At 68.7% G+C, this 24,075-nt stretch carries 25 protein-coding genes and 3 pseudogenes; 13 read left to right on the forward strand and 15 right to left on the reverse strand.

The window, feature by feature from the left end:
- On the reverse strand, positions 1-522 hold a 522-nt coding region (locus GQF42_RS00005; protein ID WP_325100272.1), incomplete at its 3' end, for a PDZ domain-containing protein.
- A 993-nt stretch (positions 523-1,515) separates the two neighbouring features.
- Complete coding sequence (locus GQF42_RS00010; RefSeq protein WP_233273724.1) at positions 1,516-1,797, reverse strand: hypothetical protein; 282 nt, start codon at positions 1,795-1,797, stop codon at positions 1,516-1,518.
- A 255-nt stretch (positions 1,798-2,052) separates the two neighbouring features.
- Here GQF42_RS00010 and GQF42_RS00015 point away from each other — a divergent pair.
- From GQF42_RS00015 to GQF42_RS00030, 4 genes and pseudogenes are all read left to right on the forward strand, one after another.
- Positions 2,053-2,373, forward strand: a pseudogene (locus GQF42_RS00015) (helix-turn-helix domain-containing protein); the annotation flags it as partial.
- 138 nt (positions 2,374-2,511) lie between these two features.
- On the forward strand, positions 2,512-3,753 hold the full coding sequence (locus GQF42_RS00020) for an IS256 family transposase (protein WP_067049883.1): 1,242 nt from the start codon (positions 2,512-2,514) through the stop codon (positions 3,751-3,753).
- Between the two features lie 43 nt (positions 3,754-3,796).
- On the forward strand, positions 3,797-4,417 hold the full coding sequence (locus tag GQF42_RS00025; protein WP_233273128.1) for a hypothetical protein: 621 nt from the start codon (positions 3,797-3,799) through the stop codon (positions 4,415-4,417).
- An 86-nt stretch (positions 4,418-4,503) separates the two neighbouring features.
- Positions 4,504-5,417 (forward strand): annotated as a pseudogene (locus GQF42_RS00030) (IS982 family transposase).
- Between the two features lie 136 nt (positions 5,418-5,553).
- On the opposite strand, the gene GQF42_RS00035 reads toward GQF42_RS00030, so the two are convergent.
- From GQF42_RS00035 to GQF42_RS00060, 6 genes and pseudogenes are all read right to left on the reverse strand, one after another.
- Positions 5,554-5,850, reverse strand: coding sequence for a hypothetical protein (locus GQF42_RS00035; RefSeq protein ID WP_158916575.1), 297 nt, complete (start codon positions 5,848-5,850; stop codon positions 5,554-5,556).
- Positions 5,847-6,044 carry a toxin-antitoxin system HicB family antitoxin gene (locus tag GQF42_RS00040; RefSeq protein WP_233273129.1) on the reverse strand — a complete coding sequence of 66 codons (198 nt, stop codon included), beginning with the start codon at positions 6,042-6,044 and terminating at the stop codon, positions 5,847-5,849. The genes GQF42_RS00035 and GQF42_RS00040 overlap by 4 nt, the downstream gene beginning before the upstream one ends.
- Before the next feature lie 396 nt (positions 6,045-6,440).
- Complete coding sequence (locus tag GQF42_RS45290) at positions 6,441-6,791, reverse strand: hypothetical protein (protein WP_233273130.1); 351 nt, start codon at positions 6,789-6,791, stop codon at positions 6,441-6,443.
- A 3-nt stretch (positions 6,792-6,794) separates the two neighbouring features.
- Positions 6,795-6,881 (reverse strand): annotated as a pseudogene (locus tag GQF42_RS47470) (DUF6192 family protein); the annotation flags it as partial.
- Positions 6,882-6,922: 41 nt separating this feature from the next.
- On the reverse strand, positions 6,923-7,474 hold the full coding sequence (locus tag GQF42_RS00055) for a YwqG family protein (protein WP_199272517.1): 552 nt from the start codon (positions 7,472-7,474) through the stop codon (positions 6,923-6,925).
- A 15-nt stretch (positions 7,475-7,489) separates the two neighbouring features.
- Positions 7,490-7,756 carry a hypothetical protein gene (locus GQF42_RS00060; protein WP_158916581.1) on the reverse strand — a complete coding sequence of 89 codons (267 nt, stop codon included), beginning with the start codon at positions 7,754-7,756 and terminating at the stop codon, positions 7,490-7,492.
- A gap of 7 nt (positions 7,757-7,763) precedes the next feature.
- On the opposite strand from GQF42_RS00060, the gene GQF42_RS00065 reads away from it, so the two are divergent.
- Positions 7,764-7,925, forward strand: a complete 162-nt coding sequence (locus tag GQF42_RS00065) for a hypothetical protein (RefSeq protein ID WP_199273163.1) — start codon at positions 7,764-7,766, stop codon at positions 7,923-7,925.
- A 199-nt stretch (positions 7,926-8,124) separates the two neighbouring features.
- Here the strand turns inward: GQF42_RS00065 and GQF42_RS00070 are convergent, their stop codons facing one another.
- From GQF42_RS00070 to GQF42_RS00090, 5 genes are all read right to left on the reverse strand, one after another.
- Positions 8,125-10,242 (reverse strand): HEAT repeat domain-containing protein, encoded by a 2,118-nt coding sequence (locus GQF42_RS00070; RefSeq protein WP_158916585.1) that lies wholly within the window; start codon positions 10,240-10,242, stop codon positions 8,125-8,127.
- Between the two features lie 145 nt (positions 10,243-10,387).
- Positions 10,388-10,966: a suppressor of fused domain protein gene (locus tag GQF42_RS00075; RefSeq protein ID WP_158916587.1), complete on the reverse strand. Its 579-nt coding sequence runs from the start codon at positions 10,964-10,966 to the stop codon at positions 10,388-10,390.
- A 259-nt stretch (positions 10,967-11,225) separates the two neighbouring features.
- Positions 11,226-12,461, reverse strand: coding sequence for a serine hydrolase domain-containing protein (locus GQF42_RS00080; RefSeq protein WP_158929593.1), 1,236 nt, complete (start codon positions 12,459-12,461; stop codon positions 11,226-11,228).
- Between the two features lie 151 nt (positions 12,462-12,612).
- Complete coding sequence (locus tag GQF42_RS00085; RefSeq protein ID WP_158916589.1) at positions 12,613-13,011, reverse strand: DUF1048 domain-containing protein; 399 nt, start codon at positions 13,009-13,011, stop codon at positions 12,613-12,615.
- A 2-nt stretch (positions 13,012-13,013) separates the two neighbouring features.
- Positions 13,014-13,343 (reverse strand): PadR family transcriptional regulator, encoded by a 330-nt coding sequence (locus GQF42_RS00090; protein ID WP_158916591.1) that lies wholly within the window; start codon positions 13,341-13,343, stop codon positions 13,014-13,016.
- 375 nt (positions 13,344-13,718) lie between these two features.
- On the opposite strand from GQF42_RS00090, the gene GQF42_RS00095 reads away from it, so the two are divergent.
- From GQF42_RS00095 to istB, 5 genes are all read left to right on the forward strand, one after another.
- Positions 13,719-14,072, forward strand: a complete 354-nt coding sequence (locus GQF42_RS00095) for a hypothetical protein (protein WP_233273131.1) — start codon at positions 13,719-13,721, stop codon at positions 14,070-14,072.
- A 424-nt stretch (positions 14,073-14,496) separates the two neighbouring features.
- Complete coding sequence (locus tag GQF42_RS00105) at positions 14,497-14,637, forward strand: hypothetical protein (protein WP_158916595.1); 141 nt, start codon at positions 14,497-14,499, stop codon at positions 14,635-14,637.
- Between the two features lie 89 nt (positions 14,638-14,726).
- Positions 14,727-14,996, forward strand: a complete 270-nt coding sequence (locus GQF42_RS00110) for a hypothetical protein (RefSeq protein ID WP_158916597.1) — start codon at positions 14,727-14,729, stop codon at positions 14,994-14,996.
- A gap of 245 nt (positions 14,997-15,241) precedes the next feature.
- Positions 15,242-16,681, forward strand: coding sequence for an IS21 family transposase (gene istA / locus GQF42_RS00115; protein ID WP_158916599.1), 1,440 nt, complete (start codon positions 15,242-15,244; stop codon positions 16,679-16,681).
- Entirely contained in the window at positions 16,678-17,448 is a 771-nt protein-coding gene (gene istB, locus GQF42_RS00120) for an IS21-like element helper ATPase IstB (protein WP_158916601.1), read from the forward strand. Before istA ends, istB begins: the two co-directional genes overlap by 4 nt.
- A 360-nt stretch (positions 17,449-17,808) precedes the next feature.
- Here the strand turns inward: istB and GQF42_RS00125 are convergent, their stop codons facing one another.
- Entirely contained in the window at positions 17,809-19,047 is a 1,239-nt protein-coding gene (locus GQF42_RS00125; RefSeq protein WP_158916603.1) for an IS256 family transposase, read from the reverse strand.
- Positions 19,048-19,371: 324 nt separating this feature from the next.
- Between GQF42_RS00125 and GQF42_RS00130 the strand changes: the two genes are divergently transcribed.
- The 3 genes from GQF42_RS00130 to mgtA all read left to right on the forward strand — a co-directional run bounded on the left by GQF42_RS00130 (position 19,372) and on the right by mgtA (position 23,621).
- Positions 19,372-20,424 (forward strand): IS110 family RNA-guided transposase, encoded by a 1,053-nt coding sequence (locus tag GQF42_RS00130; RefSeq protein ID WP_158916606.1) that lies wholly within the window; start codon positions 19,372-19,374, stop codon positions 20,422-20,424.
- 184 nt (positions 20,425-20,608) lie between these two features.
- Positions 20,609-20,971 (forward strand): ArsR/SmtB family transcription factor, encoded by a 363-nt coding sequence (locus GQF42_RS00135; protein WP_158916608.1) that lies wholly within the window; start codon positions 20,609-20,611, stop codon positions 20,969-20,971.
- Positions 20,972-21,122: 151 nt separating this feature from the next.
- Positions 21,123-23,621: a magnesium-translocating P-type ATPase gene (mgtA, locus tag GQF42_RS00140; RefSeq protein WP_407699471.1), complete on the forward strand. Its 2,499-nt coding sequence runs from the start codon at positions 21,123-21,125 to the stop codon at positions 23,619-23,621.
- A 28-nt stretch (positions 23,622-23,649) separates the two neighbouring features.
- On the opposite strand, the gene GQF42_RS00145 is transcribed toward mgtA, so the two are convergent.
- Positions 23,650-24,060 (reverse strand): Sec-independent protein translocase subunit TatB, encoded by a 411-nt coding sequence (locus GQF42_RS00145; protein WP_233273726.1) that lies wholly within the window; start codon positions 24,058-24,060, stop codon positions 23,650-23,652.
- Positions 24,061-24,075 lie beyond the last annotated feature (15 nt).

Below are 24,075 nucleotides of genomic sequence, written 5' to 3' on the forward strand. Positions count from 1 at the left end.
GACATTGAAGGCCCCTGACGAGGTGACGGACTGTCCGTCGACGGAGGTGATGATGTCGTTGACCATGAACCCTGCGGCCGCGGCATTCGAGGCCGGGTCAATCAACCGCACTCGGACACCCCCTCCCCCAGGGACGGTGCCGGTCACCCCGCCAAAGGCGCCCGGTGTGCCCGGGGTGATGTTGACGTCCAGGGGCACCGTCACGCCTTCCGCGGTGAGGCTCCCGCTGAACCGGCCGCCGGCCAGGGGCGCATCGGTGTTGGCGGCAACGTAGACCGTCCACGGCCAGATCCAGCTGTAGCCGCCCTGGATGTCGACAGTGGCGGACGAGCCGTCGGCGGCAATAGCCGCCGGGCAGGCGAGCCCCCTGCACCTCCAGTCCACCTGGGTGATGCGGGTGTACTGCGGAGCCCGGATCGTGACCTTCCCCGGGCCATGCCACTGCTGGTCCGGCGGAAAATCGACAGGCTTGGCCGGCCCAGGAGCATCAAGGTCGGGAACAGCCGACTGGGGAGTCACCACCCGGACCGCCATGGTCCGGGTAGGCGTCGCCCCGGTGGTGGCCTCAGCCGCCTTCCCCCCCAATAGCAGGCTCCCTCCGAGCGTAAGCACCGTGCATAACGTCATGTATCTGCGCATGACATCATCATCCCTTCACTGTTACCGACCGCCCGCTGCAGGCGGGTGTCGTAGATCTGCCAGCCCCCGCAGGTGCCGTATCGCCTGTACCGGTAAGGGCCTGCATCGTCTCGCTGGACAGAGAACCTTTCCGGCGTGCATGGACGAAGCGAACGTGCACGCCGGGGCGCCTGCTCCCATGCTGAATGCCGACAGATCCCCGTCCGCGCCTGCGGCGGCCAAACCCATCCATCAAGTGAACCGGTCGCACTGCCCACCAGGCATGCCAGCGACAACACCCCCTGGCACCCGACCAACGCCCAATGTGCGCCTGTGCCCCGGCGTACGCACCCCGGTGCAGCGCGGAGAGCAGCTTGTGAGCCCCTCCCCGCCCGTGGTCTTCCTACCTGGAACCAGAACTGCACAGCTCGGCCACAGCCGCGATATCGGGCGGGCCGGCGGGACTGCCCGGCGGCGAGGCGGCGGCGTCCGACGTCCTGGAGCCGCCGCCGCAGCTTGCGCAGCTCCCGCTTCTCCTCCGCCTTCGACTTCGGCTTCCGGGGCCGCTTCCAGACCGGCTCCCACGCCGGAGGCTCATCGAGGACGGCAAGGCCCCGCCCCATACAACGCCCAGCCTGGACCCCGGCCTCCTCCTGGGCCTAGCGAGTGGCGTGCGTGCCGGTCGACGGCCGTCGCTGGCGACAACGTGACGCTGGTGGTAGCGGTACATCTGCCCGGCAGTGATCAACGCGATATCCATCATGGAGAGCACGCCACACGACCCTGACGTGTGGAGCCCACCGGATGGAATCCACCGAGTGAGCGCACTCGATGTCGGGCATCGCCGCCGGATGCAGAACATCGCGGGTTCCACCCGGTGGACGATGCCCGGCATCGTCACCACAGCCAGGCGTTGGAGTGCCGCAGCCGCGACAGGGCGCGGGCATCGCGGCGCGCGGCCGCGTTACCGATCCGGTTCTGCCGGGAGCGGGGCCGGCGCGACTGCGAGGCGGCGAGGCGGCGCCGTCCGGCGTCCTGGAGTCGCCGCCGCTGCTTGCGCAGCTCCTGCTTCTTCGCCGCCTTCGACTTCGGTTTCCGGGGCCGCTTCCAGACCGGCTGCCACCCCAGGGGCTCATCGGGCTCGGGCTCCTGGTCCTCGTTGAGCGCGGCGGCCGCCATGGCGTAGCCGGGTCGCCGGTTCCCGGGCAAGCCTCTAGATGAATGAGTCCAAGGGCTTGTAGCCGTAGACCGTCGGCGAACGGTGGCACACGTCGCTGCCATTGCTGCCCCGCGAGTGCACGGCGTGCCGGTCGTCCTGGCGGTCAGCGGAAACCACGTGACGCGTGCTCGGCAACTCGGAGGCTGTCTCGGTCGGCGCCCCAGATGGGCAATAGCCTTGAGTCTCCAGTGACTGGAGACAGCAGAGTTGGGGACATGGACGTTACGACCCTCTACTCGATCGGGGAGCTGTCCCGGCGGACTGGCTTGTCTGTGAGGACGATCCGGTTCTACTCCGATTCGGGGGTGGTAGCGCCGACCACTCGAAGTCCCGCCGGTTACCGGCTCTACGACCTCAACGCACTGCTTCGTCTGGAACTCCTGCGCACACTGCGCGAGCTGGGCATGGACCTGGCCACGATTCAACGGGTACTGGACCGCGAGCTCTCAGTGGCGGAAGTCGCCTCGGCGCACGCCGACGCCATGGACGTCCAGATCCGGGTGCTGCAACTGCGTCGGAATGTCCTGGATGGCGTCCCACTTTGTGGTGTAGCCGATCAAGGCTAGGGCGTACGCCCCGGGGCGTGTGGTGATGGGGATTCCGCTCCCTGCCCAGCAGGCGGGCCACCTGCAACTCTCCTTGGTGAACGGCCAGTTCAACCCGGGAGGTGCACGGTGGCCCTGTCTCAGTCTGACCTACTCCGCCTGCTGGAGTCACTACGTTCGGCGGACGGGCTCGAACTCGTCCGTTCGGTGGCCGAGCGGATGCTCCAGGAATTGATCGAGGCCGAGGCGAGCGCGAGGATCGGCGCGGAGTGGAACGAACACACCGACACCCGCACCGCGCTGCGCAACGGGCACCGGGACAAGACACTGACCACGCAGGCCGGCGACCTGGACCTGGGCATACCCAAGCTGCGCTCGGGCAGCTTCTTCCCCAGCCTGCTGGAGCGCCGCCGGCGCATCGACCAGGCCCTGTTCGCCGTCGTGATGGAGGCGTACGTCCACGGGGTGTCCACCCGCTCGGTCGACGAGCTGGTCAAGGCCCTCGGTGCGGACAGCGGGATCTCCAAGAGCGAGGTCTCGCGGATCTGTGCCGACCTGGACACCCAGCTGACCGCGTTCCGCACCCGGTCGCTGGACCATGTCCGCTTCCCCTACATGTATCTGGATGCGACGTACTGCAAGGCCAGGGTCGCCCACCAGATCGTCTCCCGGGCCGTGGTGATCGCCACCGGTATCACCGAGGACGGCGGCCGCGAGGTGCTGGGAGTGATGGTCGGCGACAGCGAGACCGAGGTGTTCTGGACCCAGTTCCTTCGCTCCTTGCGCGAACGCGGCCTGAACGGGGTCCGGCTCGTGCTCGGCGACCACCACTCGGGCCTGGTCAAGGCGATCCGCAAGGTGATCATCGGTGCGGCCTACCAGCGGTGCAGGGTGCACTTCCTGCGCAACGTCTTCGGCGTGATCCCCAAGGACGCCGCCGAGATGGTCGCCGCCACCATCCGCACCATCTTCGCCCAGCCCGACCAGGCCGCCGTTCGCCGCCAGCTCGACACGGTCGCCGACATGCTCGGCGCGCAGTTCCCGCAGGTCAAACAGATGCTCCTGGAAGCCAAGGACGACCTGACGGCATTCGCAGCCTTCCCCGAACGACATTGGAAGAAGATCCAGTCCACGAACCCGCTGGAGCGGGTCAACCGAGAGATCAAGCGTCGCATCGATGTCGTCCAGGTCTTCCCCAACGACGACGCGCTGCTGCGGCTGGTCACCGCCGTGCTCTTCGAGATGCACGACGAGTGGATCGCCTTCCCCCGCCGCTATCTCCCCGAGGGCAGCATGGACCAGATCTACCCCGCCGAGCTCCCCGAAAGCGCCCCCGAGCTACCCAACACCACCAACACAACCGCCGATTGATCGGCTACACCACGACAAGGGACACAACCATGTCCTGCGAGTCGTGGCCGGACGCGGGTCCGATCCCGAGGAGATCAAGCTCATGCACAGGCTCACGCAGTTGTCCGGCGAGGAACGCCGACGTTTGATCGACGATTTCATGGACGGCACCTTCGGCACAGCGGATGCCGATCCGGCTGCGGTGGCCATGGTTCGCGCTGCCACTCCCGACCTTCCCGATGATCCGTCCAGCGAGCAGATCGCCGCGTGGGTGGAGCTCGCCGGGCTGGTCGGCGATGAAGACTTCCGGGCCCGGATGCGCCGCATGGCCATGTGGCAGGCCGCCGGGCGCCCGCTCGACATCGAGAGCGAAGCGGGCGAGGAACTGATGAAGTTCACCCGTCAGAAGGTGGCCGACGCCATGGAGTCGGGCATCGACCCGCTCAGCAACAGGGTCGTACCCGTCATCGACGACCTCGTGCACCGCTTCGCCGAGGTGTTCGCGCGCACCCCGGACACGGAATTCCGGGACTGGATGGCCCAGCAGTTCGAAGAAGCACACGATTCCAGGGTGGATCGGTACTGGCGGCTGGTGTGGATCGTCAACGGCTGGCAGGTAGTACCGAACCTGATTCCGGTGTACCCCTGGCTCATCCAGGCCCTGCGAAATGACCGCGCCGCATAGTCACCGCAGTGCAGACCGCTCTCGATCCCTGAATGGGTCCACGGGGTGGTCTGCGCACGTAGCGCGGGGGCGTCCAATGTCGGTGTGTGATGACAGACTTGGACACCCTCGCAACGGCACTGTATGTCAGGATCGACGACACGTTGAAGGCTTCGCCGCATCTGGCACCGTGGCGTCCGGCCGTCGGGATCCCGCCCACGCTCAGTGACGCCGAACTGGTCACTGTCGCGGTGATGTCGGCGCTGCTCGGCTACACCTCGGAGCGGCGGTGGCTGCGGCGCGCCGGCCGGGACTTCCGGCACCTCTTCCCGTACCTGCCTCAGCAGTCTGGCTACAACAAGCGGCTCCGCAACGCATCCGAGCTGGTCACGCATATGATCAGGATGCTGGCGCAGGACACCTGCTGTGGAGTGACGACGTGTGGGTGGTCGACTCCACCCCGGTCGGCTGCGGCTGTTCCCGGGAGACGGCCAAACGCTCGGACCTGGCCGGATGGGCCGAGTACGGCTACTGCGCGTCGCACTCCCGGTACTTCTGGGGCCTGCGGTTGCACCTGGTGTGCACGCTCGGCGGCCTGCCGGTGCTGTTCGCGCTCACCGGAGCCAAAGCCGACGAACGCGAGACGCTGCGCGACATGCTTGACACCGCGCCGGACGTGGTCGCCTGCCACCCGGGCCAGACGATCATCGGGGACAAGAACTACTACGGCCGCGAGTTCGAACACGACCTGACCGAGCGTCGCCTGGTACTGCTGCGACCAGCCCGCAAGGGCGAGCCTGGGCGGGTCGGAGCACACCTGTTCAAGCCGCTGCGGCAGGTCATCGAGTCGATCAACCAGACCTTCAAGGGCCAGCTCGACCTGGAACGACACGGCGGCAAGAGCCCGGCCGGTATCGTTGCGCGGATCCTGTGCCGGATTTTCGCCCCCACAGCGGTGATCTGGCACAACGACCACACCGAACAGCCGGTCAAAAGGTCGCTGATCGCTTACGACCACTGATCGTGAGACACCCCTTGGACTCATTCATCTAGAGCAGGGAACTGACAGGCCGTGGCCTCACCTTGAGTTGGCCTGCGCGACATCCACCGCTGTAGACGCCCTGCTCACACCCCGGTGATCGTTTTCGGTCACGGCACTAGAGATCTTGGACGGCGCGTAGTGCCTGGTCCACCCGGGCTATGGCCGCAGCATCGACGGGGCCGAGGAGCTTGGCCCCCTCGAACCGGGTGGTCCGCAGTTGCGTGATGTTGACGGCGACCGCGGTGCACGGGATCGGATCGCCGATCACCACCGACATGGCCGTATCGGGGTACCGGCCGCTCTCGTGCAGCACGATCACGAGCACAGCGCCGTACGACTCTTCCAGCCCGGTCAGACTGATGATCAGGACGTTGCGGCCGTCGGGGAGGGCCCAGATCTCACCGCGCTTCACAGGGTGTCGCCCTCGCCCGCCAAGTCGTCGCCGAGACCGAGCGCGGCGAGCTGCTGCGCGGCGTCGAGGGTCGCGGAGCGGCGGGCGGCGCGCACGACGTACGCGTTGACACTCAGGCCGGCCTCGGCAGCGGCTGCCCTGATCGAGGGGGCGAGATCATCGGGGATGCGCAGGGTCATGGTGGTGACAGACATGACTGCAAGAGTAGCCACCGGTTCTCGGTGGCGTAAGTGACCGCTTCTGAACCCCAGGCCGCTGACCTGCCGGAATAGGTATGATTTAGACGTTTCAGGGGAAATATTTGTGTGTGGTGCTTTACGCATGCATGGGTGATCCCTGCCGCCGCCGAGAATGCGCATGCCCGGTGGCGGCAGGGGTGACGGCTGGCACGAGCGCCGGGTTCGCGCCTCGCGCGACCGGGGCCGCGCCCTTTGCCGTCTGTCTCGCGCGAGTGGACGCTGGACGATCATCCATCGGCCACCATGCGGGGTGATGACGTGCCTGTGGGAGTCGTGAAGTGGTTCGACCCTGAACGGGGTGTGGGCCGCATCGTGCAGGACGGCGCAGGGCCGGAGGCCGTGGCGTACCGGTCAGCGGTTCGGGGTCCTGGGGACGGGAGATTGCTCGCGGGCGAGCCGGTGGAGTTCGACCTCACCTTCGACGCCGCGGGCGTCCGCGCGGACAACATCTGCCACGGCAAGGGCGGCGCTGGGGTCAGGCCGGGGTTGCCGGCATAGCGTGGGCCAGTGGTGCGAGGTGTCCGTACAGGCCGCGTGCAGTGCGGCGGCCAGTTCGCGGACCCTGTGCTCGCAGCACCGGCGGGCCGCGGTGACACCGTGGTTGAAGGCCAGACCGGCCGGGCGGGCCTCGAAGAGTACGAACCGGACGGTGTCGGCGTGTCGCTGGGCGGCGGGTGATCTGCGCTCGGAAGCGCGGGGCATCGGTTACTCACCTTGCAGCAGGCGGGCCAGCTCGCCGTCGACGTCCACCTTGCCGGTGTCCACGGCCGTCTCGATCCAGTCCAGCGTCGCTTCTCTGAACTACGCAACCGGCATGGTCCTTGGGACGGCTCTCAGCGCTGCCAGAGGAACGCGGCCTGACGGCAGGGTTGACAGTTGAAGAGGTAACCGCGGCCTCCGCCGCCGAAGTTCGCGGAGGTGGCGAAGTCGTTGCCCTCCTCCAGCTCGGCCGTGAACGTCATGCGGGTGGCGCACGAGGGACAGCCGGGAGTCTCGTCACCCTGGATCCATTCAGGCTCCCCGCCCACCCGTCCGAGGACCGGCTCCTCCGTGGGTTCGTCAGCGGGATGGAGGCGCAGAGAGGTGACCGCACCCAAGAGCGTCTCGCCGTCGGCCGGGACAGCGGCCGGGGTGAGCTCACCGGAGAACAGGTAGGCGCGGTTGGCGCCGGCCGTGGCGTCCCAGTCGTCGCACATTCCAGGATCGTTCTGGCAGAAGAACACCGCGACCACGCCGATGTCGAGGGGGAGATGGGCGAGGAACTGCATGGCCCCGCCGCACTCGCGGCACCTCGGCCAGACGAATTCATGCGGGACCAGCGGGACTCCGCCGGTGCGCGGCCTGGGCGCGTCGGCAGTGGCCTGGCCGTCGTAGATCAGAAGCATGGCCAAAGCCTAAGGTCAGCCTCTTGGGCCAGGGATCGGGGTCGGGTTTTCAGCGCGGGCGGCGATCTGGCCGAACGTCGGCATGCCAAGGCTGACCGTGGTGGTTCGGCGGGTTGCTTCGGTATCGAGCTGGGTGAGCTTGTCCTGGGCGCCGGCGAGGCTGACCTGGAGACCCTCGACTTCGCCGAGCCAGCCTTCGCGCTCGGCCTCGGCGATCCGAGCGATGAGGTTGTCGCGGATCTCAACGAGTCGCTCGCGCTGTGCCGGGTCGGGCCTGAGCATCCCCGTTGTGGAGGGACGCCGCCTACTCGTGCTGGACGAGCCGATGTACCCGCGCAGTTGGAACGCCGACCGGTTCTTCCCGATGCTCCCGGGGACGGCCGAGCTGACCCGTGTGCTGTCCGCCGACGAGGTCCAGACCTGGATCACCTACACCTGCTGGACGTCCTGACCCGGTCGCCCGGCGCCACCGCTGGGCGTCGGCTGCTGCCGCGGCCAGAGGGTGGGAGTCAGCGCGGAACCCCAGCGTCCTCCGGCCTGCGGCAGGACGCTGCAGGCGTCGATCGGTCCTGGGCTGTCTGGGGCGGTGGACTGCCAAGTGCTGCACCGGCTGGTGGGCGGGATACCGGTAGCGGAGGGGCGGCGCAGCCTCAGACTGTTCGCGCAACGGGTGCTCCCAACGCTGGAGGATCGAGCCGGGCGATGAGCGTACGGCCGAGCCGCTGGAGTTCCTCGTCGTGGTCGACGCTTCCGAATCTGCCGCCACGCCGGTTCAGGGCCAGTTGCTCGCGGAGCAGGGGCAGGGCCGGTGCCGCGAGGGGGCCGATGCGGTCCAGGCAGGCCACGACGTGGTTGGCCGTCGCTGGGTTCTGGGCCATGGCCTGCAGCAGGGTGTCCAGGACGGCCGGTGCCTCAGCTTCGCCGCCGATCTCCCAGAGTGCGGCCGCGCAATGCACGCGAACCCATTCGTAGTCGTGCGTCAGGAGGTGCCGCAGGCGTGGCAGGGCGTCGGAGGCGGGCGGTCCTATCTCGCCGAGCAGATCAGCCGCGTCACGGATCCGGAAAATGATGCGGTCATCGAGGAGGTCGAGCAGGAGCGGCATGACTTCGGCCAGGTCACCGCCGAGGGCCCACAGCGCGGCGACGGCGGCAGGTCGTACCTGCGCGTCGGTGGCGGTGGTCAGCGACCGGATCGTGTCCCGTGCGCCGGTCGCCGCCGGGCCGAACGCCCCCAAGGCCTTCAAGGCAGATTGAATGACGCCGTCCTGGTCATGGCGCACTGCGGCGCCGAGCGTGTCCACAGCCGTCGGTACCGCGGCCGGGTCGGCCAGCGCGGCCAGGGCGGAGAGGATCGCGTTGGCGCTCATCTCGGTGCGCTGATGGGAGAGGTCGATCCGGCGCAGGTGGTCGCAGAGCCGGGGCACCAACTGGTCCGCCGCCTGCGGGAGATGCTCTACGACCTGGATCGCGCGCCAGGCGTCGACGTCGCTGTCCAGCGCGGCCAGCAGACTCGGCAGTGCGCGTGCGTCGCCGAGGCGCGCCAGGGCCCGAACGGCCACCTGGTGGCTTCTGCGCAGCCGCGCATCCGGTGCGGCCCATACGTGAGGGCCGTGGGCCGCACGTTGGGCGTCGATGTGCGCGGCGAGTGCCTCCCGAGCCGGGGCGGCGATCGGGTGGCAGGACTCCAGGACGGCCGCAGCCTCGGCGGCGACCTCCTGGTCGGCCGTGGTGAGCTGGTCGGCGACGAGCAGGAGGAGCCGGGTGTGGTCTCCGCGCCAGGTCCGGATCAGCTCCCCGCTCATACGGAGCGCATCCAGGCGCGAGCCGGGGTCGGGGCTGCTCAGCTGCTCGGCCAGCACTGTGGTGCGCTCGGGCAGCCGTGCCCCCAGGGCTTCGTGGAACGTACGCAGGCCCGTGGTCGGTGTGTGCACGCGTGTGTGCCGGCCGAGGTCCTCGAAGGCGGCAACGATCTGGGGCGCAACTCCTTGCGTGGGCGCCGGGCGGCTCGGGGCCGGTGCGATCCGCCGCACGGGTATGGCGCGGGCGGTCTCGCGCAGCAGGCCGACGGCGGCCGGTACGACGTCCTCGCCGATTTCGTGCGGGGCACAGTGAGCCCGCTGGACCAGGGCCGCGAGCCGGGTCGCCGGGCCCTGGCCCGGGTCGGCGGCGAGATCGGCGAGCCAGTCCGTCACCTGGTGCGAGGCGGCCGGCAGGCGCAGTGCCAGGGTGGCCGCCGCCTCCACGATCCGCAGCCGTGCCGCGATGCCGCGCTCGGCGGCCAGCCTCTCGCATAGCACCGCGGCGGCCCGGCCGGCGCCGTCGAGGAAGAGCCCGAGCCCCGGGATCGCGGCCAGACGCACGTCCGGATCAGGGTCGCGGGCGAGTTCGGCGAACTCCGCACCCCGCTCGCGCAGGAAGGCGACGGCCTGCGCGCAGCCCATCGGCGGGTAGTACTCGATCTCGGTGCCGTCGTCCTCGAAGCCCCGGTCGAGGGACTCCCGGCCGATGCTGACCACCAACGCGACGACGGCGGCCCGGTCGGGCGTGGCACCGTCGGCGGCCAGCTCGAACAGGAAGGGCAGGCTGGCTGCCGTGGGCGCATACACGCTGCCCTGGTGGTGGACCGCGCCGTAGAAGCGGTCGAAGGCCTTGCGGCGCTCCTCCCCCTCCGGGGAGCGCAGTGCCCACAGCAGCGCCGGCACCTCCTCGGCCGGGCCGTACGCGTGCTCCATCGACGCCCAGTCGATGTCATCAAGTCCGTCGAACATGACCAGAACCATGCCAGGCAGCACTGACAACAGAAGCATCCCAGGAGGGGAGCATGCGACCGACCGAGACCACTCCCCAGCCCTCCATCGATGGACCGAAAGACATTACACTCGCGTGCTCGGCCTGCTCCCCGGCTGCCGCGACTCAGACCACGGACGCCCGCTGGGGATCGACTGGGTCGATCCCCAACTCCTCGAAACGGCTCTCCAACGCTTCCAACCCGGCCTCCCGCCGGAAGTCCTTCTCCGCCTTGCTGATCGGCAACAGCCACAGGATCCGGGCATGGGCACCATCGCCCCACTTGCAGATCTCGAACGCGGGCCCGAATGGATAAGGCAGACTCACCAGGTAGTGATCGCAGTCCGAGTCGTCGAGCCATGGCCTGCCGATCGGCACGGTGTGCCCGACATCGAGTCGTTGGTGAACGGGCCCGCAGTGGTAGTACGCATTCATCGTGACGCTCTCCAGGTTGAGCCACTCGTCGCGCGGCGCCGCGAGGAAGAACTCAACCCCATGACCGCCGTGTTGCGTCGATTCCCAGCAGCCCGACGTCACATACAGCCACCAATCGCCAGGGTGAGCCGGGTGGACCCGGAACACCCGAAAGCCGGGCACACGATCCTGGATCGGCCCATCGACCCCCGACACCTCATCGACGACACGACCCGGGAGCGTCCCGCGGAGATGATCGAGCAGAGCGGAACGCGCAGCAGAGTTCGGCATCCGATCATCATGCCTGGAGACCACCAACACCCCTCAGACGGGATCCAAACCCGGCTGACCACAAGATCAACCTGACGATCAAGCCGGTCAGCCGTCCCAAGGACGCCTCGGGCTTCGTCGTGCTGCCTCGTCGTTGTGTCGTCGGAGACTCTGATCACCTGGGCCGCCATCACCCTCATGACCAGGCGCCGGGTCCGCAAAGGCGCCACCCCCAGCTGGCCGAGGAATCCGGCGTCGGCCGACTCGGCCGGTAGGCGGGTCAGTCGTCGATTGCCTGGTAGAGGGTGGTCCAGAAGTCCTGCATGGCCCGTGCCGAGTCCGGGGTGGACATCCCGGTCTGGGTGAGCAGGATGCCGATGAGCTGGTGGTGCGGGTCGGCGTAGGTGGTGGTGCCGGCTCCGCCGTCCCAGCCGAACTGGCCGACGGGCGCGTAGTCGCCCCGGTAGGTGCGCACGGTCATGCCGAAGCCCCAGCCGCCGGTCTGGCCCTGGCCGTGTGACAGGTGGACGACGCTGCGGGCCCAGGACTGCAGGGCGGTTGTCTGCTCGGGTGTGAGGCGGTTGGTGGTCATCAGCTCGACGGCGGGCCGGGACAGGATCCGTTGGGTGCCGTGCATTCCGTGGTTGAGGAGCATCCGGAAGTAGGCGTGGTAGTCGTCGGCGGTGGAGTCGAGTCCGCCGCCGCCGGACTGGAACGCCGGAGGCTTGCTGTGGTGTCCCCCCTCGGCCTGGTCCTCCACGGTGAACTCTCCGGTCTGCGGGTCGGGGGCGTACAGGGGTGGCAGCCGGTCGATCTTGTCGGCGGGCACGTGGAAGCCGGTGTCCTTCATGCCCAGCGGATCGAAGATGCGTTCGCGCAGGAACGTCTCGAACGGCTGGCCGGTGACCCTGGCCACCAGCACGCCGAGCAGGTCGTCGCTGACGTTGTACAGCCACCGCTCTCCGGGCTGGTACATCAGCGGGAGTGTGCCCAGGCGGCGCATCCACTCATCCGGCTCCACCGCCGGCAGCATCCATCCGTTCTCGCCGTAGACCCTCTGCTCGAAGTACGCGCTCATCATCGGGGAGCCCATCGCCGTCGTGTCCAGCCCGAGCCCGCAGGTGGAGGTGAGCAGGTCCCGCACGGTGATCGGACGCCGCGCCGGCACGGTGTCGTCCAGCGGGCCGTCGGGCCTTTTCAGCACCTGCCGGTCGGCCAGTTCCGGCAGCCACCGGTCTATCGGGTCGTCAAGTCGCAGCCGGCACTCGTCCAGCAGCACCATCGTCGCGGCGACCGCGACCGGCTTGGTCGTCGAGGCCATCCGGAAGATGGTGTCCCGGCGCATCGGCCCGCCGCCGTCATGGCGCATCGTCCCGATCGCCTCGACATGGGTCTGACCGCCCCGGCCGACCAGGGCAACGAGCCCGGGGATCTTCTTGGACTCGACATGTGCTTGCAGTACCTCGCGCAGCCGTCGCAGTCCTGCTTCGGACAAGCCGCTGTCGGCGTTTCCCATCATGGATCTCCTTGCACGCAGTGGTCGGTCCCGACGGCGCCGCGGGCATGCGGCGCGATGCGGCCGGCCGGGCATGACCCCGCGGCCGCGTGGTGCACAAAGGCGATGAAAGTGGTGCTCGGCCCCTGGGGGGCGATGTGCTGAGGCGCGATCAGACCGTCTTGTCTTCTGTTCCGGTCTCGTTGCCGGCGGCGCGCTCGGCGCGCTCGATGTCGTCGGTCAGCTGTTTCCGCGCGCGGGCGGGGACATAGCCGCCCTCCGAGTAGTTCTCGGCGAACGCGTTGACGAACTCCACCGGGTCCTCCCCGACGATCTCGCGGATCGGCGTTCCGTCCGCCGCGGCCTGCTCGAACAGGTCGGCGAGGTCTTCGAACATCGACGCGTTGCTGTCTTCGTCGGTCGGCACGAAGTGCATCAGGTACCGCTCGATCGCCTCGACTGCCGTGCGGTGGTTCCCGGGAAGCTCCTTGACGCGCGCCTTGTACGCCCGCCAGCGCTTCTTGGGCCCGATCACCTTCGAGAGGAAGCCGCTCTTTTCGACATCGGACATGGTCACCTGCCCCCTTCGCGGAGCTGTTCCAGTCGTTCCGTGAGGAAGCTCCACGTCCTCCAGAACTCTTCGAGGTACTCCCGCCCCTCGTCGTTGAGGGAGTGCACCTTGCGAGGCGGCCCCTTCTCAGAGGGCACCTTCTGCACGTCGACGAGGCCGCGCTTCTCCATCCTGAGGAGCAGCGCGTAGACGGTCCCTTCGGCGATGTCGGAGAAACCCTGCTCCCGCAGCCGTACCGTGATCTCGTAGCCGTAAGCAGGCCGGCCGGCCAGGGACGCGAGGATGATGCCCTCCAGCGTGCCCTTGAGCATCTCCGTCTCCAGCTTGGTCACGGAACACCTCCCCCCCTTGCGCTAGTCAGCGCTGTTGAGTACCGGTACACAGTATCGCTGACTACCGGTACTTAGCAAGACCGAATAGCGGAGGCGGGCCGGCACCACACGTGCCCAGTCCAGCAGCATCACCGACAAGACCCCGAGCCGGCCGCGCTGCCCGCGCAGGCCGACACACACCCGCACGAGCGGCATGCGCGGCGGCAGTCGGACGCGGACGCCGACCAGCTCCTGGGGCATGTGGATCTGCGTGGCCTGCCGGAGGTCGTGGCCGCGCGGCGGCGGGTACGGGTGTCGCGGCGTGCGGTGCGAGCCAGAGAGGGTGTTCGCGCTGGCGCACGCGATGGTGGCCCGGTGGTGGGAGCAGGCCCTGCAGTGGGAACACGAGAAGGTGTGCCGCAGCGACTGCACCAGGTCGCTGGCGGCAACGCCGGGACGGAACTGGACTGGTGGCGGATCGTGGGGCGGGACGCGGTCGTCCTCCCCGAGGCGGTGGCTGTTGCCGACGCGCTGCTGGACCCCGCCATGACCGAACTGGCGTGGGCTGACAGCGGCGCCGATCAGCCCCGGCCGCTGCCCGCCGACGGGGCGCTCTGCCGCCGGCTCGGCGAGCGAGTCGGGCGGGAGTGGCTGGGGCCGCTGGCCGCGACCGGCTACGGCGGCCCGCTGACATCCTGGATGGGCGCCGTCATCCGCATCCGCCGCGGTGTCGGCGGCTTGTCCACATGATGTGCAGCCGGGCCGGTGAGGCGAGCAGCCAGGACGCCGCAGCGGCCGCCGCCAGCACTTCGGCAGGCGGGTCCTGAAAGCCCTCGGCGTTCGCCGCCACCGTTCTCTCCCTCTCACGCCCGCGTTGCAGCCGACGCATGCACGTTCACCCAGTGAAGGCGCGAGGTCGGGACGACCGCGGCGCACTCGATGCATACCCCCTTGGGGTCGGCCTGAACAGCCCGCGGTGCTGCGTGGTGCTGCCGTCTCGCGTTGTCGTCGAAGTGCGGATCGGCCGGAGTGCTCAGTGCGGCACCGTGGCCAACGAGCGTGTCTCATTCGCCAGGCGACTGCGGACGGCACTGCGGGCCGACCGTCCGATCGGGGCCCGAAGACCGGCCGTACGACCAGGACACCGTCGGCAGCGGACGCGTCATCTCGCTCCGTGATCGGTCGCTCCGTCGGCGAACTGGACCTCACTCCGGAAGCCATCGGCGCAGCCGAACCCGTGAGGGTCGACCGCAGACTGCCGGAACAGACATGCGCCGTAGTGGAGTTGGCCGACTGCTTCGACGGCGCGACCTGACACAGCGCGCGGGCCGAACCCCGAAAAGCATCATCAGTTGCGCAATAATGAAATCGTCGCTTGAACGGAGCCAGGGGGAGGACCGGACCATGCGAGATACATCCACAGCTGAGCGCCTGCTCGAAGAACTGGCGAAGGGGTGCCTGCCACCTCCCCCGGACGACCAGGTCCAGCTCACCTACCGGCCGGTGGCCGTGGACGACCAGGCCGGATGGTCGTGCCCCGGCGCCATCACCGCATGGTGGACCAACCTGGACGGCGCCATCCTGTGCCGCCTGCGCCTGTCCGGTGTCCCGAGGCCACGCTGGGTGGTCTACGACCCCGACCGGATCGCCCTGCTGGTCCAGGACAGCACCTGACGGTCCCGGGCAGCAAAAACGTTGCCGCGTAACACAACAGCCGAAGTCAGCCTGAGGCGCGAGAAGCCTTCTGAGGGAGGAAGAACATCCATGGTGCACCGAGACGTTCAACGGCGCGACGCGAATCTCCGGCTGGGAGCTGTCGGCGTACACACGATCGTCCCCGGTCGCGTACGAGTGAAAAGGGACGCTTGATGGTGCGGTGAATCGTGGTGCCCGGCACCCTGCTGTTCGTCCGGTGAAGGGTGGCGGAGGGCGGTGACGCGGTGGTTTTGGACCCGCAGCGCTGGCTGGAGCTGCGGCGGTTCCGTGCTCTGGTTGAGTCAGGAGCGGTCAGTCTGACCGAGGTGGCCAAGGAGACCGGGCTGGACCGCAAGACGGTCCGCAAGTATCTGTCGAGCACGGCGGCGTCAGTGCCGCCGAGGCGGACGTCGAACGGCCGGCCCCGGAAGAAGGTGGTCGACGAGGTCGCCCCGTTGATCGACGCGATGCTGCGGGCAGAGATCCTCATCAAGGGCGCCGTGGTGCACGAGCGTCTGGTGAAGGAGTACGGCTCGACGATCAACTATCAGCGGGTCAAGCTCTATCTGCAGGAGGCCCGGCCGCGGATCGCGGGTGAACTGGGCATCGAACCGCGGGAGTTGGCGGGTATGCATCGCCGCTTCGAGGTGGTCCCCGGGGCCCAGGCTCAGGTCGACTGGGGCGATGAAGGCAAGATCCTCGCCCACCTGGGCATCCCGAAGGTCTACTCGTTCCATATGGTTTTGTCGTACTCGCGCGACCCGTTCTGCTGCTTCACCACGAGCCAGGACCTGCAGACCTTCTTCGACTGCCACCGGCGGGCATTTGCGCACTTCGGCGGGGTGCCGATGTCGATCGTCTACGACCGGACCAAGACCGTCGTGCGCCGGCACGTCGCCCCGGGCGAGGCGGTGCCGCTGCATCCGGAAGCGGTCGGCTTCGCCGGCCACTACGACTTCGACATCGACGTGCTGGCCGCCTACCGGCCCACCGGGAAGGGCCGGGTCGAACGCCAGGTGTTGATCGTGCGTGATCACGTGCTGGCCGGGCGGGCGTTCTCCTCGCTCGAGGAGCTGGATGCCGCCTTCATGGCGTGGGTGCCGCAGCGACGCGCCCGCACCCACGCCACCCACCACGAGGTCATCGGACACCGGGCCGCCCGGGATCACGCCGCCCTCAAGCCGTTGCCACCCTCGCCCTATCTGGTGGCCGAGCGGCATCTGCGGCCGGTCGGCAAGGACTGCCTGGTCGCGTTCGGCGGAAACCTCTACTCGGTGCCCGCCCGCAAGGTTCGCCCGCGTCAGCTGGTGGAGATCAGAGCGACGAAGTCCCAGGTCATGGTGCACACGACCGTCCCCGATGCCGGCGGCGAGACCCTGCTGTCCAGCCATCCGCGGGCGGTCGGCCGTGGCGTGGTTGTCAGGCAGGACGAGCACTGGGACGGCCTGCCGACCGGCAGGAACCGCCGCACCACGACGGGCGACGAGCCGCCACCACCGCGGAGCGAGTCCTCCGCGTCCGGTCGCATCGGGCCGTTGCAGGCCCTGCTGAGCCGGTCCGCCGCAACCCAGATCGAGGTAGGGAGGCGACCGCTATCGGTCTACGACGAACTGACCGGCACCCGGCCCTTCACCACCAACTTCCCGACGAAGGAGTCGTCTTGAGCGAGCTGACCGGCAACCGCATCCGCACCACGGCCGGCAAGCTCGGCCTGCCCCACCTGGCAGAGACCATCAACGAGTACACCCGCCGGGCCGACGAGGCGAAGATGGGCTACCTCGACTTCCTCGACCTGGTCCTGTCCGAAGAGTTGGCCGTCCGCGACGACCGCCGATTCCGCCAGGGCCTGCGGCTGTCGAAGCTGCCGCACCACAAGACGCTGGACGAGTACGACTTCTCCTTCCAGCCCGAGCTCGACCCGCGCAAGGTCAAAGACCTCGCCAGCCTCTCCTTCGTCGACGGCAAAGCGAACGCAGCGCTGCTGGGGCCGCCCGAAGTGGGCAAGACGCATATCGCCGTCGCTCTCGCTGTCGCGGCCTGCCGGGCCGGCTACTCGATCTACTTCACCAGCCTCGACGACATGGTCCGCAACCTGAAGGCCGCCGAGTCGGCCGGACGGCTGGTCAACAAACTCGGCACCTACCTGCGGCCGAGCGTCCTTGTGGTCGATGAGGTGGGCTACCAGCCCCTCGAACGAGCCGAGGCGAACCTGGTCTTCCAGGTCATCTCCAAGCGTTACGAGAAGGGCTCCATCATCCTGACCTCAAACAAGACCTTCAGCGAGTGGGGACAGGTCTTCGGCGACGAGGTCCTCGCCACCGCGATCCTCGACCGCCTCCTCCACCACTGCGAAGTGATCGCCATCAATGGCCCGAGCTACCGGCTCAAGAACCGCCTACAGGCCATCGAGCGAGAGACCGACGTGGCCTGACAACTGGGGACGTTCAAACGTACCGGCCCGGCCCGAAGGGAGAGTACGCCGACAGGAGCCGCCGTAGCCGAGATCGAAGGGCTCTATACGGCTCTGCTGAAGACCACGTCTCCCGGACGGGTCGGCGGCTGCGGGCCGAACTTGGTCACGGGGCGCCGCCACTGCGAGGGAGACGTGGGGTCCTCTCGGCGGCATGGATGGGAAACGGGTCACGGCAAGCCGGCCGTGACCCGTTCTCCCGTCTCACGAGCACCCCTGATGGCAGGCAATCGAGGCGCAGCCAAAGGTCACCGACCTGCGTCGTGGGTCACGTCCGCCGGAGTGGTGTATTGACGGCCACTCGGTGATCTCGCTTTGAGGCTATGCGGTGAGTTCGGTGGGCAGGACGGTCTCGTCGGTTCCTGACTCGATCGGGTGGAGGCGGGCCTTCGCGAGCAGGTCGAGGCCCATGTAGCGGCGGGCCTCGGTCCACTCGTCGTTCTGCTCGGCCAGGACCGCGCCGACCAGGCGGATCAGCGCGGTGCGGTCGGGGAAGATGCCGACCACGTCGGTGCGGCGGCGGATTTCCTTGTTGAGCTGTTCCTGGGGATTGTTCGACCAGATCTGCCGCCAGATCTCGCGCGGGAACGCGGTGAATGCCAGCACGTCGCCCTGAGCGCCGTCCAAGTGGGCCGCGGCCTTGGGGAACTTGGCTTCCAGAGCGTCCAGGACGTGCCGCATCTGGGCCTGGACGGCGTCGGTGTCGGGCTGTTCGAAGACGGTCCGCAGCAGCGTGGCCACCCAGGGCTGGGCCGACTTGGGCACCTGGCTCAGCAACGCGCGGGCGTAGTGAGTACGGCATCGCTGCCAGCTTGCGCCGGGCAGGGTGGCGCCGATCGCGTTGACCAGGCCCATGTGCGCATCCGAGATGACCAGTTGGACGCCGGACAGGCCGCGGGCGATCAGTGAGCGCAGGAAGGCCAGCCAGCCGGCGCCGTCCTCGGCGGTGGCCACGTCCAAGCCGAGGATCTCGCGGTGCCCGTCGGCGTTGACGCCGACCGCGATCAGCGCATGCACGTTGATGATGCGGCCGCCCTCGCGGACCTTCTGCGTGAGCGCATCCACCCAGACGAAGGCGTAGGGGCCGGCATCCAGGGGCCGGTTGCGGAACGCGGCGACTTGTTCGTCCAGGTGTTTAGCCATCGCGCTGACCTGGGACTTCGACAGCTGGGTCACCCCGAGGGACTCGGCGAGCTTCTCGACCCGGCGCGTGCTCACGCCCAGCAGGTAGGCGGTGGCGACCACCGAGATGAGGGCTTGCTCGGCTCGCCGGCGTCGCTCCAGCAGCCAGTGCGGGAAGTAACTGCCGGACCTGAGCTTGGGGATGGCGAGTTCGACGGTGCCTGCCCGGGTGTCCCACTCGCGCGGGCGATATCCGTTGCGGTGGTTGACTCGCTCGTCGCTGACCTGCCCGTATTCGGCATTGCAGAGGGCATCGGCCTCGGCGGACATGAGCGCGTCGGCGAACGTCTTGACCATCGCGCGCAGCAGATCGGGACTCGCCGCGCCGAGGTTGTCTTCGGCGAGGGCGTGCAGGGGCACACTGTCGGGTGCGGTCATCGTGCTGATCTCCTTCGTGACTCGACATCTCGAAGATCAGCCGGTGGCCGTTCTTGTATCCGGGCACTCACTCCGACGCCGGGGCAAACGCCCGGATCAGGTGGGAGCCCGTACACCACTTCTCTCAATGTCATGCTCGGTAGTAGTCCCGCGGGTTCGCTCGACCACTTCGTGCCTCGTTGTCGGTGGCCAAGTCCCGTTATGCGGCCCGCGGGGCGGCCTTGCGGGCCAGCGGCAGTGGCTTGATAGGAGTGTGAGTTCGTCCGCATTGAGGGGTGCCCGTCGCCCGGCCCGTCCGTTGTGCGAGCACAGAGGAGGGGATCGATGGTCGTCTTGGGAATTGATGCCCACAAGCGCAACCACACCGCAGTCGCTGCTGATGAGCGAGGCCGTGAGCTTGGGACTCACACCACCGGCACCACCAGTTCCGATCACCTGCGTTTACTGGCCTGGGCACGGCGGTTCGGCGAGCACCGTCTGTGGGCGGTGGAAGACTGCCGACAACTCTCCCGGCGGCTGGAAGCCGATCTACTGGCAGCCGGGGAACGCATTGTCCGCGTGCCTCCCAAGCTCATGGCCAACTGCCGTAAGGCGGCCCGCACATACGGCAAGTCCGACCCCATCGATGCCTTGGCCGTCGCCCGGGCCGCGCTGCGTGAACCCGACCTACCCACAGCCCAACTGGACGGGCCCAGCAGGGAACTGCGCTTGCTGGTCGACTACCGCGAAGACCTGGTCACCGAACGCACGCGCATCATCAACCGGATGCGCTGGCATCTGCACGAACTCGACCCCGGTCTTGATCCCCCGGCTCGCAGCCTGACACATTCCCGGCAGGTCGCCGTGGTCGAGGACTTTTTGCGTGATTCCGACGGCATCGTTGCACGGCTGGCCAGGCGACTGCTGGCTCGCTGCCAGGCACTGACCGACGAGATCCGTGAGCTGGAGAAGGAGATCACCGGCAGGATCGAGACGCTGGCCCCGAACCTGCTGAAGATCCCCGGCTGCGGCACGCTCACCGCTGCGAAGATCCTGGGCGAGACCGCCGACGTCACGCGCTTCAGGTCCGAGGCCGCCTTCGCCCGACACAACGGCACCGCACCCCTGCCCGTGTGGTCGGGCAACCGCGCACGACACCGACTCAGTCGTACCGGAAACCGCCAGCTCAACACAGCCCTGCACCGCATCGCGGTCACCCAGGCCCATTACCACCCCGACGCCCGCGCTTACCTCCAGCGTCGGCAGAACGCCGGCAACACCACAACCGAAGCCATCCGCGCCCTCAAGCGTCACCTGTCCGACGTCGTCTACCGGGCCCTCCGGCGCGACGCCCGAGAATCACACAGCAACGTGATCACTCTCGCAACGGCCGCTTGACATAGGAGTAATAGGACGCAACCGCGTCGTGCTGCGCTTCCACTCCGCTACCCGTCGGGGAAAGCGAGGAGGCGTGGGCACCGCGTTTCCACCTCGTTCCGGTACCGGGCGGCGCGCGGCGGCTCATGCCTACACTGGGCGGACGCGGGTTGCGGGGCTGTGATGCGGCGGACGGGAGAGGACTGTGAAGCACGTCGTCGGGGGCTTGGAGGACCCGTCCGCCGAGGTACTGGCTGACGTGGCCGCCGCCTTCGGGCTGCTGGCGTCCCCGGCACGGCTGCACATCATGTGGGCCCTGTCCGAGGGCGAGAGCGATGTGAGCCATCTCGCCCATCGGGTGGGCGGCGCCCTGCCCGCGGTCAGCCAACACCTGTCCAAGCTGAAGCTCGCGGGTCTCGTCCGCTCCCGCCGAGAGGGACGGCGGCAGGTCTACTACCTCGGCGACCCTGACGTCGTCACCGTCGTCCGCCTCATGGTCGGCCAGCTGGCCCTGCGCACCGAGGGCTCGCTCGCACCGGTGGGCCTGCGCCAGGGGACCAGTGCTTAGGACCGCAGACTGGGGAGAGGGCGTTGAGTCGTCGTTTTCCGGAGTCGCCCCAGGACCATGCGAGGCCGGTACTTCCGGAACGGATGTTCTGGAGCCGGACGCTGCGACCACACTGCAGGTGCTGCGGCGGCTGGACAGCGGACCGCGCGGGTTGACGGAGGACGAGGCCACACTTCGCCTGGCCCGATTCGGGGCGAACACGCTTCCGGCCCGGAAGAACGCCTCCTGGCCACGCCTCGTTGTGCGCAGCCTGCGCGAACCGTTCACCGTGGTGCTGCTCTGCCTCGGCCTGGTCTCCGCCGCCATGTTCGCCTGGTCCACCGCCTCCGTGATCCTCACCCTGGTCGCTGCCAGCAGCGTGCTCCGGGCTTCGGGCGAGCACCGCGCCGACCGGTCCATGGCCCAGCTGCGCGAGCTGGTCGCCACCACCTCCACGGTGCTGCGTCGTGCTCACGACCACGCCGCACCGGTGGCCCATGAGATTCCGGTGGAGGACCTCGTCCCCGGCGACATCATCAAGCTTGGCGCGGGCGACCTGGTCCCGGCCGACGTACGGCTGCTGCGTGCACGGGGGCTGACCGTGCACCAGGCGGTGCTGACCGGCGAGTCCGCCCCCGTCACGAAGTACGCGGCGGACCTCTCCCGACCGGCCGGGACCGCGGTGTTCGAGCAGCCGCAGATGTGTTTCCAGGGCAGCAGCGTCGCCTCCGGCAGCGGCACGGCGGTCGTCGTGGAGACGGGCGGGCGGACCCGGTTCGCGGCCGCACACGGGCGTAGGGTCGGTCAGCGAGAGGCGAGTGCCTTCGACCGGTCGGTGCGCAGCATCTCGTGGATCCTGATCCGGTTCATGCTGCTCACCCCGCCGCTGGTGCTGATGGTCAACGCCGCGCTGCGCGACCGCGGCCTGGAGACACTACCGTTCGCGGTCGCCGTGGCCGTGGGGCTGACACCGGAGATGCTGCCGGTCGTCGTCACCACCTGCCTGGCGCGCGGGGCGGCGCTGCTGGCGCGCGCCCACGGAGTGATCGTCAAACGGCTCCCGGCGCTGCACGACCTGGGCGCCGTCGACGTACTGTGCCTGGACAAGACAGGCACCCTCACCCAGGACCGGCCGGTCGTCGAACAGGGCCTGGACGCGGCCGGCGGCACCGATCCCGACGTGGTGCGCTGGGCGGCCGTCAACGCCTGGTGGACCCTCCAGCTCGCCGAACTGCCCGAGCCCGACGCCCTGGACGAGGCAGTCCTGGACGCGGTGGACGAGGACGACCTCATGGCGTACGACGGGGTGGCGGCGCTGCCCTTCGATCCCGTGCGCCGTCTGTCCACCGCTGTCGTCCGAATACCCGGCCGCCTCGGCACGCACACGCTCGTCGTCAAGGGAGCCGTCGAAGCCGTACTGGAACGCTGCGCCCTGGAGCCGGACGAGCGCGAACGGCTGACAACACTCGCCGCCCGGGCGGCGCGCGCCGGCCTGCGGGTGCTGGCGGTCGCCACCGTCGAACGTCCGGTTCGCCTGCGCGACTACTCCCCGGCCGACGAGCGCGTACTGGAATTCCGCGGCTTCGTCACCCTGCGCGACGCCCTCGCGCCCACCGCCGCGCGCGCCCTCACCGCGCTCGCCGAACGCGGCGTCACGATCACGATCCTCACGGGCGACCACCCCGGCACCGCCGCCCGCGCCTGCCACGACCTGGGTATCCCGCTCGCCCCGGACCAAGTCCTCACCACCGACCGTATCGACGGCCTGACCGACGCCGAACTGGCGGAACTGGCCGCCCGTACGACGGTCTTCGCCCGCTGCACCCCGGAGCACAAGGCGCGGATCACGGCCGCGCTGCGCACCGGCGGGCACACGGTGGGCTTCCTCGGGGACGGCGTCAACGACCTGTCCGCGCTGCGCGCCGCCGACGTCGGCATCGCCCCCCGCGACGCCGCCGACGTGGCCCGGGAGGGCGCCGACGTGGTCCTCGCGGAGAAGGACCTCACCGCGATCGACCATGCCATCACCGCGGGCCGTCGGAGCGCCGGCAACATCGCCACCTATCTGCGCATCACCCTGTCGTCGAACCTCGGCAACGTGATCGCGATGCTCGCCGCGGGCCTGCTGCTGCCCTTCCTGCCGATGCTCCCGGCTCAGGTGCTGGTGCAGAACCTGTGCTTCGACACGGTGCAGCTCGCCTTCGCCTACGACCACCCCCACCCGTCGATGCTGCGCCGCCCGACGATGCTCGATCCCCGCTCGATCCTCCGTTTCATCATGGGGTTCGGCGTCCTCAACGCCACCGCCGACCTGGCGACCTTCGCCATCCTGACCCTCGCCCTCCACCGCCCGGGAACGAGCGACGACGGGGCGGTCTTCCACTCCGGCTGGTTCACCGAGAACCTGATCACCCAGGGCCTGGCGATGGTGCTCCTGCGCGTCGGCCACCGCCTCTTTCAGGAACGTGCGCCCGGCCCGGTCGGCTGGACCGCGGCCGCCCTGGCGGTCATCGGCATGGTGCTCCCGCCGTCACCACTCGGCCCCCTGCTCGGTCTGACCGCCCTCCCGCTGGAGTACTACCTCCTCCTCGCGGCCGTCCTGGCGCTGTATACCGCCGCACTCCTGCCGACCCGGGCACGTTACGAGCGGAGGCTCGGCAGCCAGGGGTGAGCGTCTTGAGGTCTTGCCTGTCGCGGCGTCAGGTGGCGTCGGGATCGAATGCAGGATGTGAGACCGGATCGGACGGCGTCTCCTCGGACGGGGACACGCCGCTTCTCGCCGGCGGTTCCGATCGGCCGGCATTCCCCGCGTCGCGTACAGCCTCGGCGAGGTCCGACAGCTCCGCGCTCGGGTCCAGGGCGGCACGGATCTCGTCGATCCCGAGGTTGTCGCCGTCGAGGACGTGCTTGCGGATGAACATCTTGGGGCGCAGGTCCTCGAACTCGAAGTCTTTCAGCTCCGGGCCGAGTTCGGAGCGGATCTCCTCCTTGGCGCTGTCGGAGAACTCCCGCACCTTGCGCAGGAATCCGACCATGCTCTGGATGACCTCGGGCAGCTTGTCCGGACCGAAGAGCAGAACCACGAGGATCGCCAGCGTGAGGAGGTCCATAGGGCTCACGTCGGG

Origin of the sequence: Streptomyces broussonetiae, from assembly GCF_009796285.1 — a bacterium.
Lineage (GTDB): Bacteria > Actinomycetota > Actinomycetes > Streptomycetales > Streptomycetaceae > Streptomyces > Streptomyces broussonetiae.

What these genes read in the sequence shown, in the direction of transcription:
- GQF42_RS00010 (WP_233273724.1), bottom strand. Translation starts at nt 1,797, where the DNA reads ATGGCGGCCGCCGCGCTCAACGAGGACCAGGAGCCCGAGCCCGATGAG.
- GQF42_RS00040 (WP_233273129.1), bottom strand. Translation starts at nt 6,044, where the DNA reads ATGTCTGTCACCACCATGACCCTGCGCATCCCCGATGATCTCGCCCCC.
- GQF42_RS45290 (WP_233273130.1), bottom strand. Translation starts at nt 6,791, where the DNA reads ATGCCCCGCGCTTCCGAGCGCAGATCACCCGCCGCCCAGCGACACGCC.
- GQF42_RS00055 (WP_199272517.1), bottom strand. Translation starts at nt 7,474, where the DNA reads ATGCTTCTGATCTACGACGGCCAGGCCACTGCCGACGCGCCCAGGCCG.
- GQF42_RS00060 (WP_158916581.1), bottom strand. Translation starts at nt 7,756, where the DNA reads ATGCTCAGGCCCGACCCGGCACAGCGCGAGCGACTCGTTGAGATCCGC.
- GQF42_RS00070 (WP_158916585.1), bottom strand. Translation starts at nt 10,242, where the DNA reads ATGTTCGACGGACTTGATGACATCGACTGGGCGTCGATGGAGCACGCG.
- GQF42_RS00075 (WP_158916587.1), bottom strand. Translation starts at nt 10,966, where the DNA reads ATGCCGAACTCTGCTGCGCGTTCCGCTCTGCTCGATCATCTCCGCGGG.
- GQF42_RS00080 (WP_158929593.1), bottom strand. Translation starts at nt 12,461, where the DNA reads ATGGGAAACGCCGACAGCGGCTTGTCCGAAGCAGGACTGCGACGGCTG.
- GQF42_RS00085 (WP_158916589.1), bottom strand. Translation starts at nt 13,011, where the DNA reads ATGTCCGATGTCGAAAAGAGCGGCTTCCTCTCGAAGGTGATCGGGCCC.
- GQF42_RS00110 (WP_158916597.1), top strand. Translation starts at nt 14,727, where the DNA reads ATGCGAGATACATCCACAGCTGAGCGCCTGCTCGAAGAACTGGCGAAG.
- GQF42_RS00125 (WP_158916603.1), bottom strand. Translation starts at nt 19,047, where the DNA reads ATGACCGCACCCGACAGTGTGCCCCTGCACGCCCTCGCCGAAGACAAC.
- GQF42_RS00130 (WP_158916606.1), top strand. Translation starts at nt 19,372, where the DNA reads ATGGTCGTCTTGGGAATTGATGCCCACAAGCGCAACCACACCGCAGTC.
- GQF42_RS00145 (WP_233273726.1), bottom strand. Translation starts at nt 24,060, where the DNA reads ATGGACCTCCTCACGCTGGCGATCCTCGTGGTTCTGCTCTTCGGTCCG.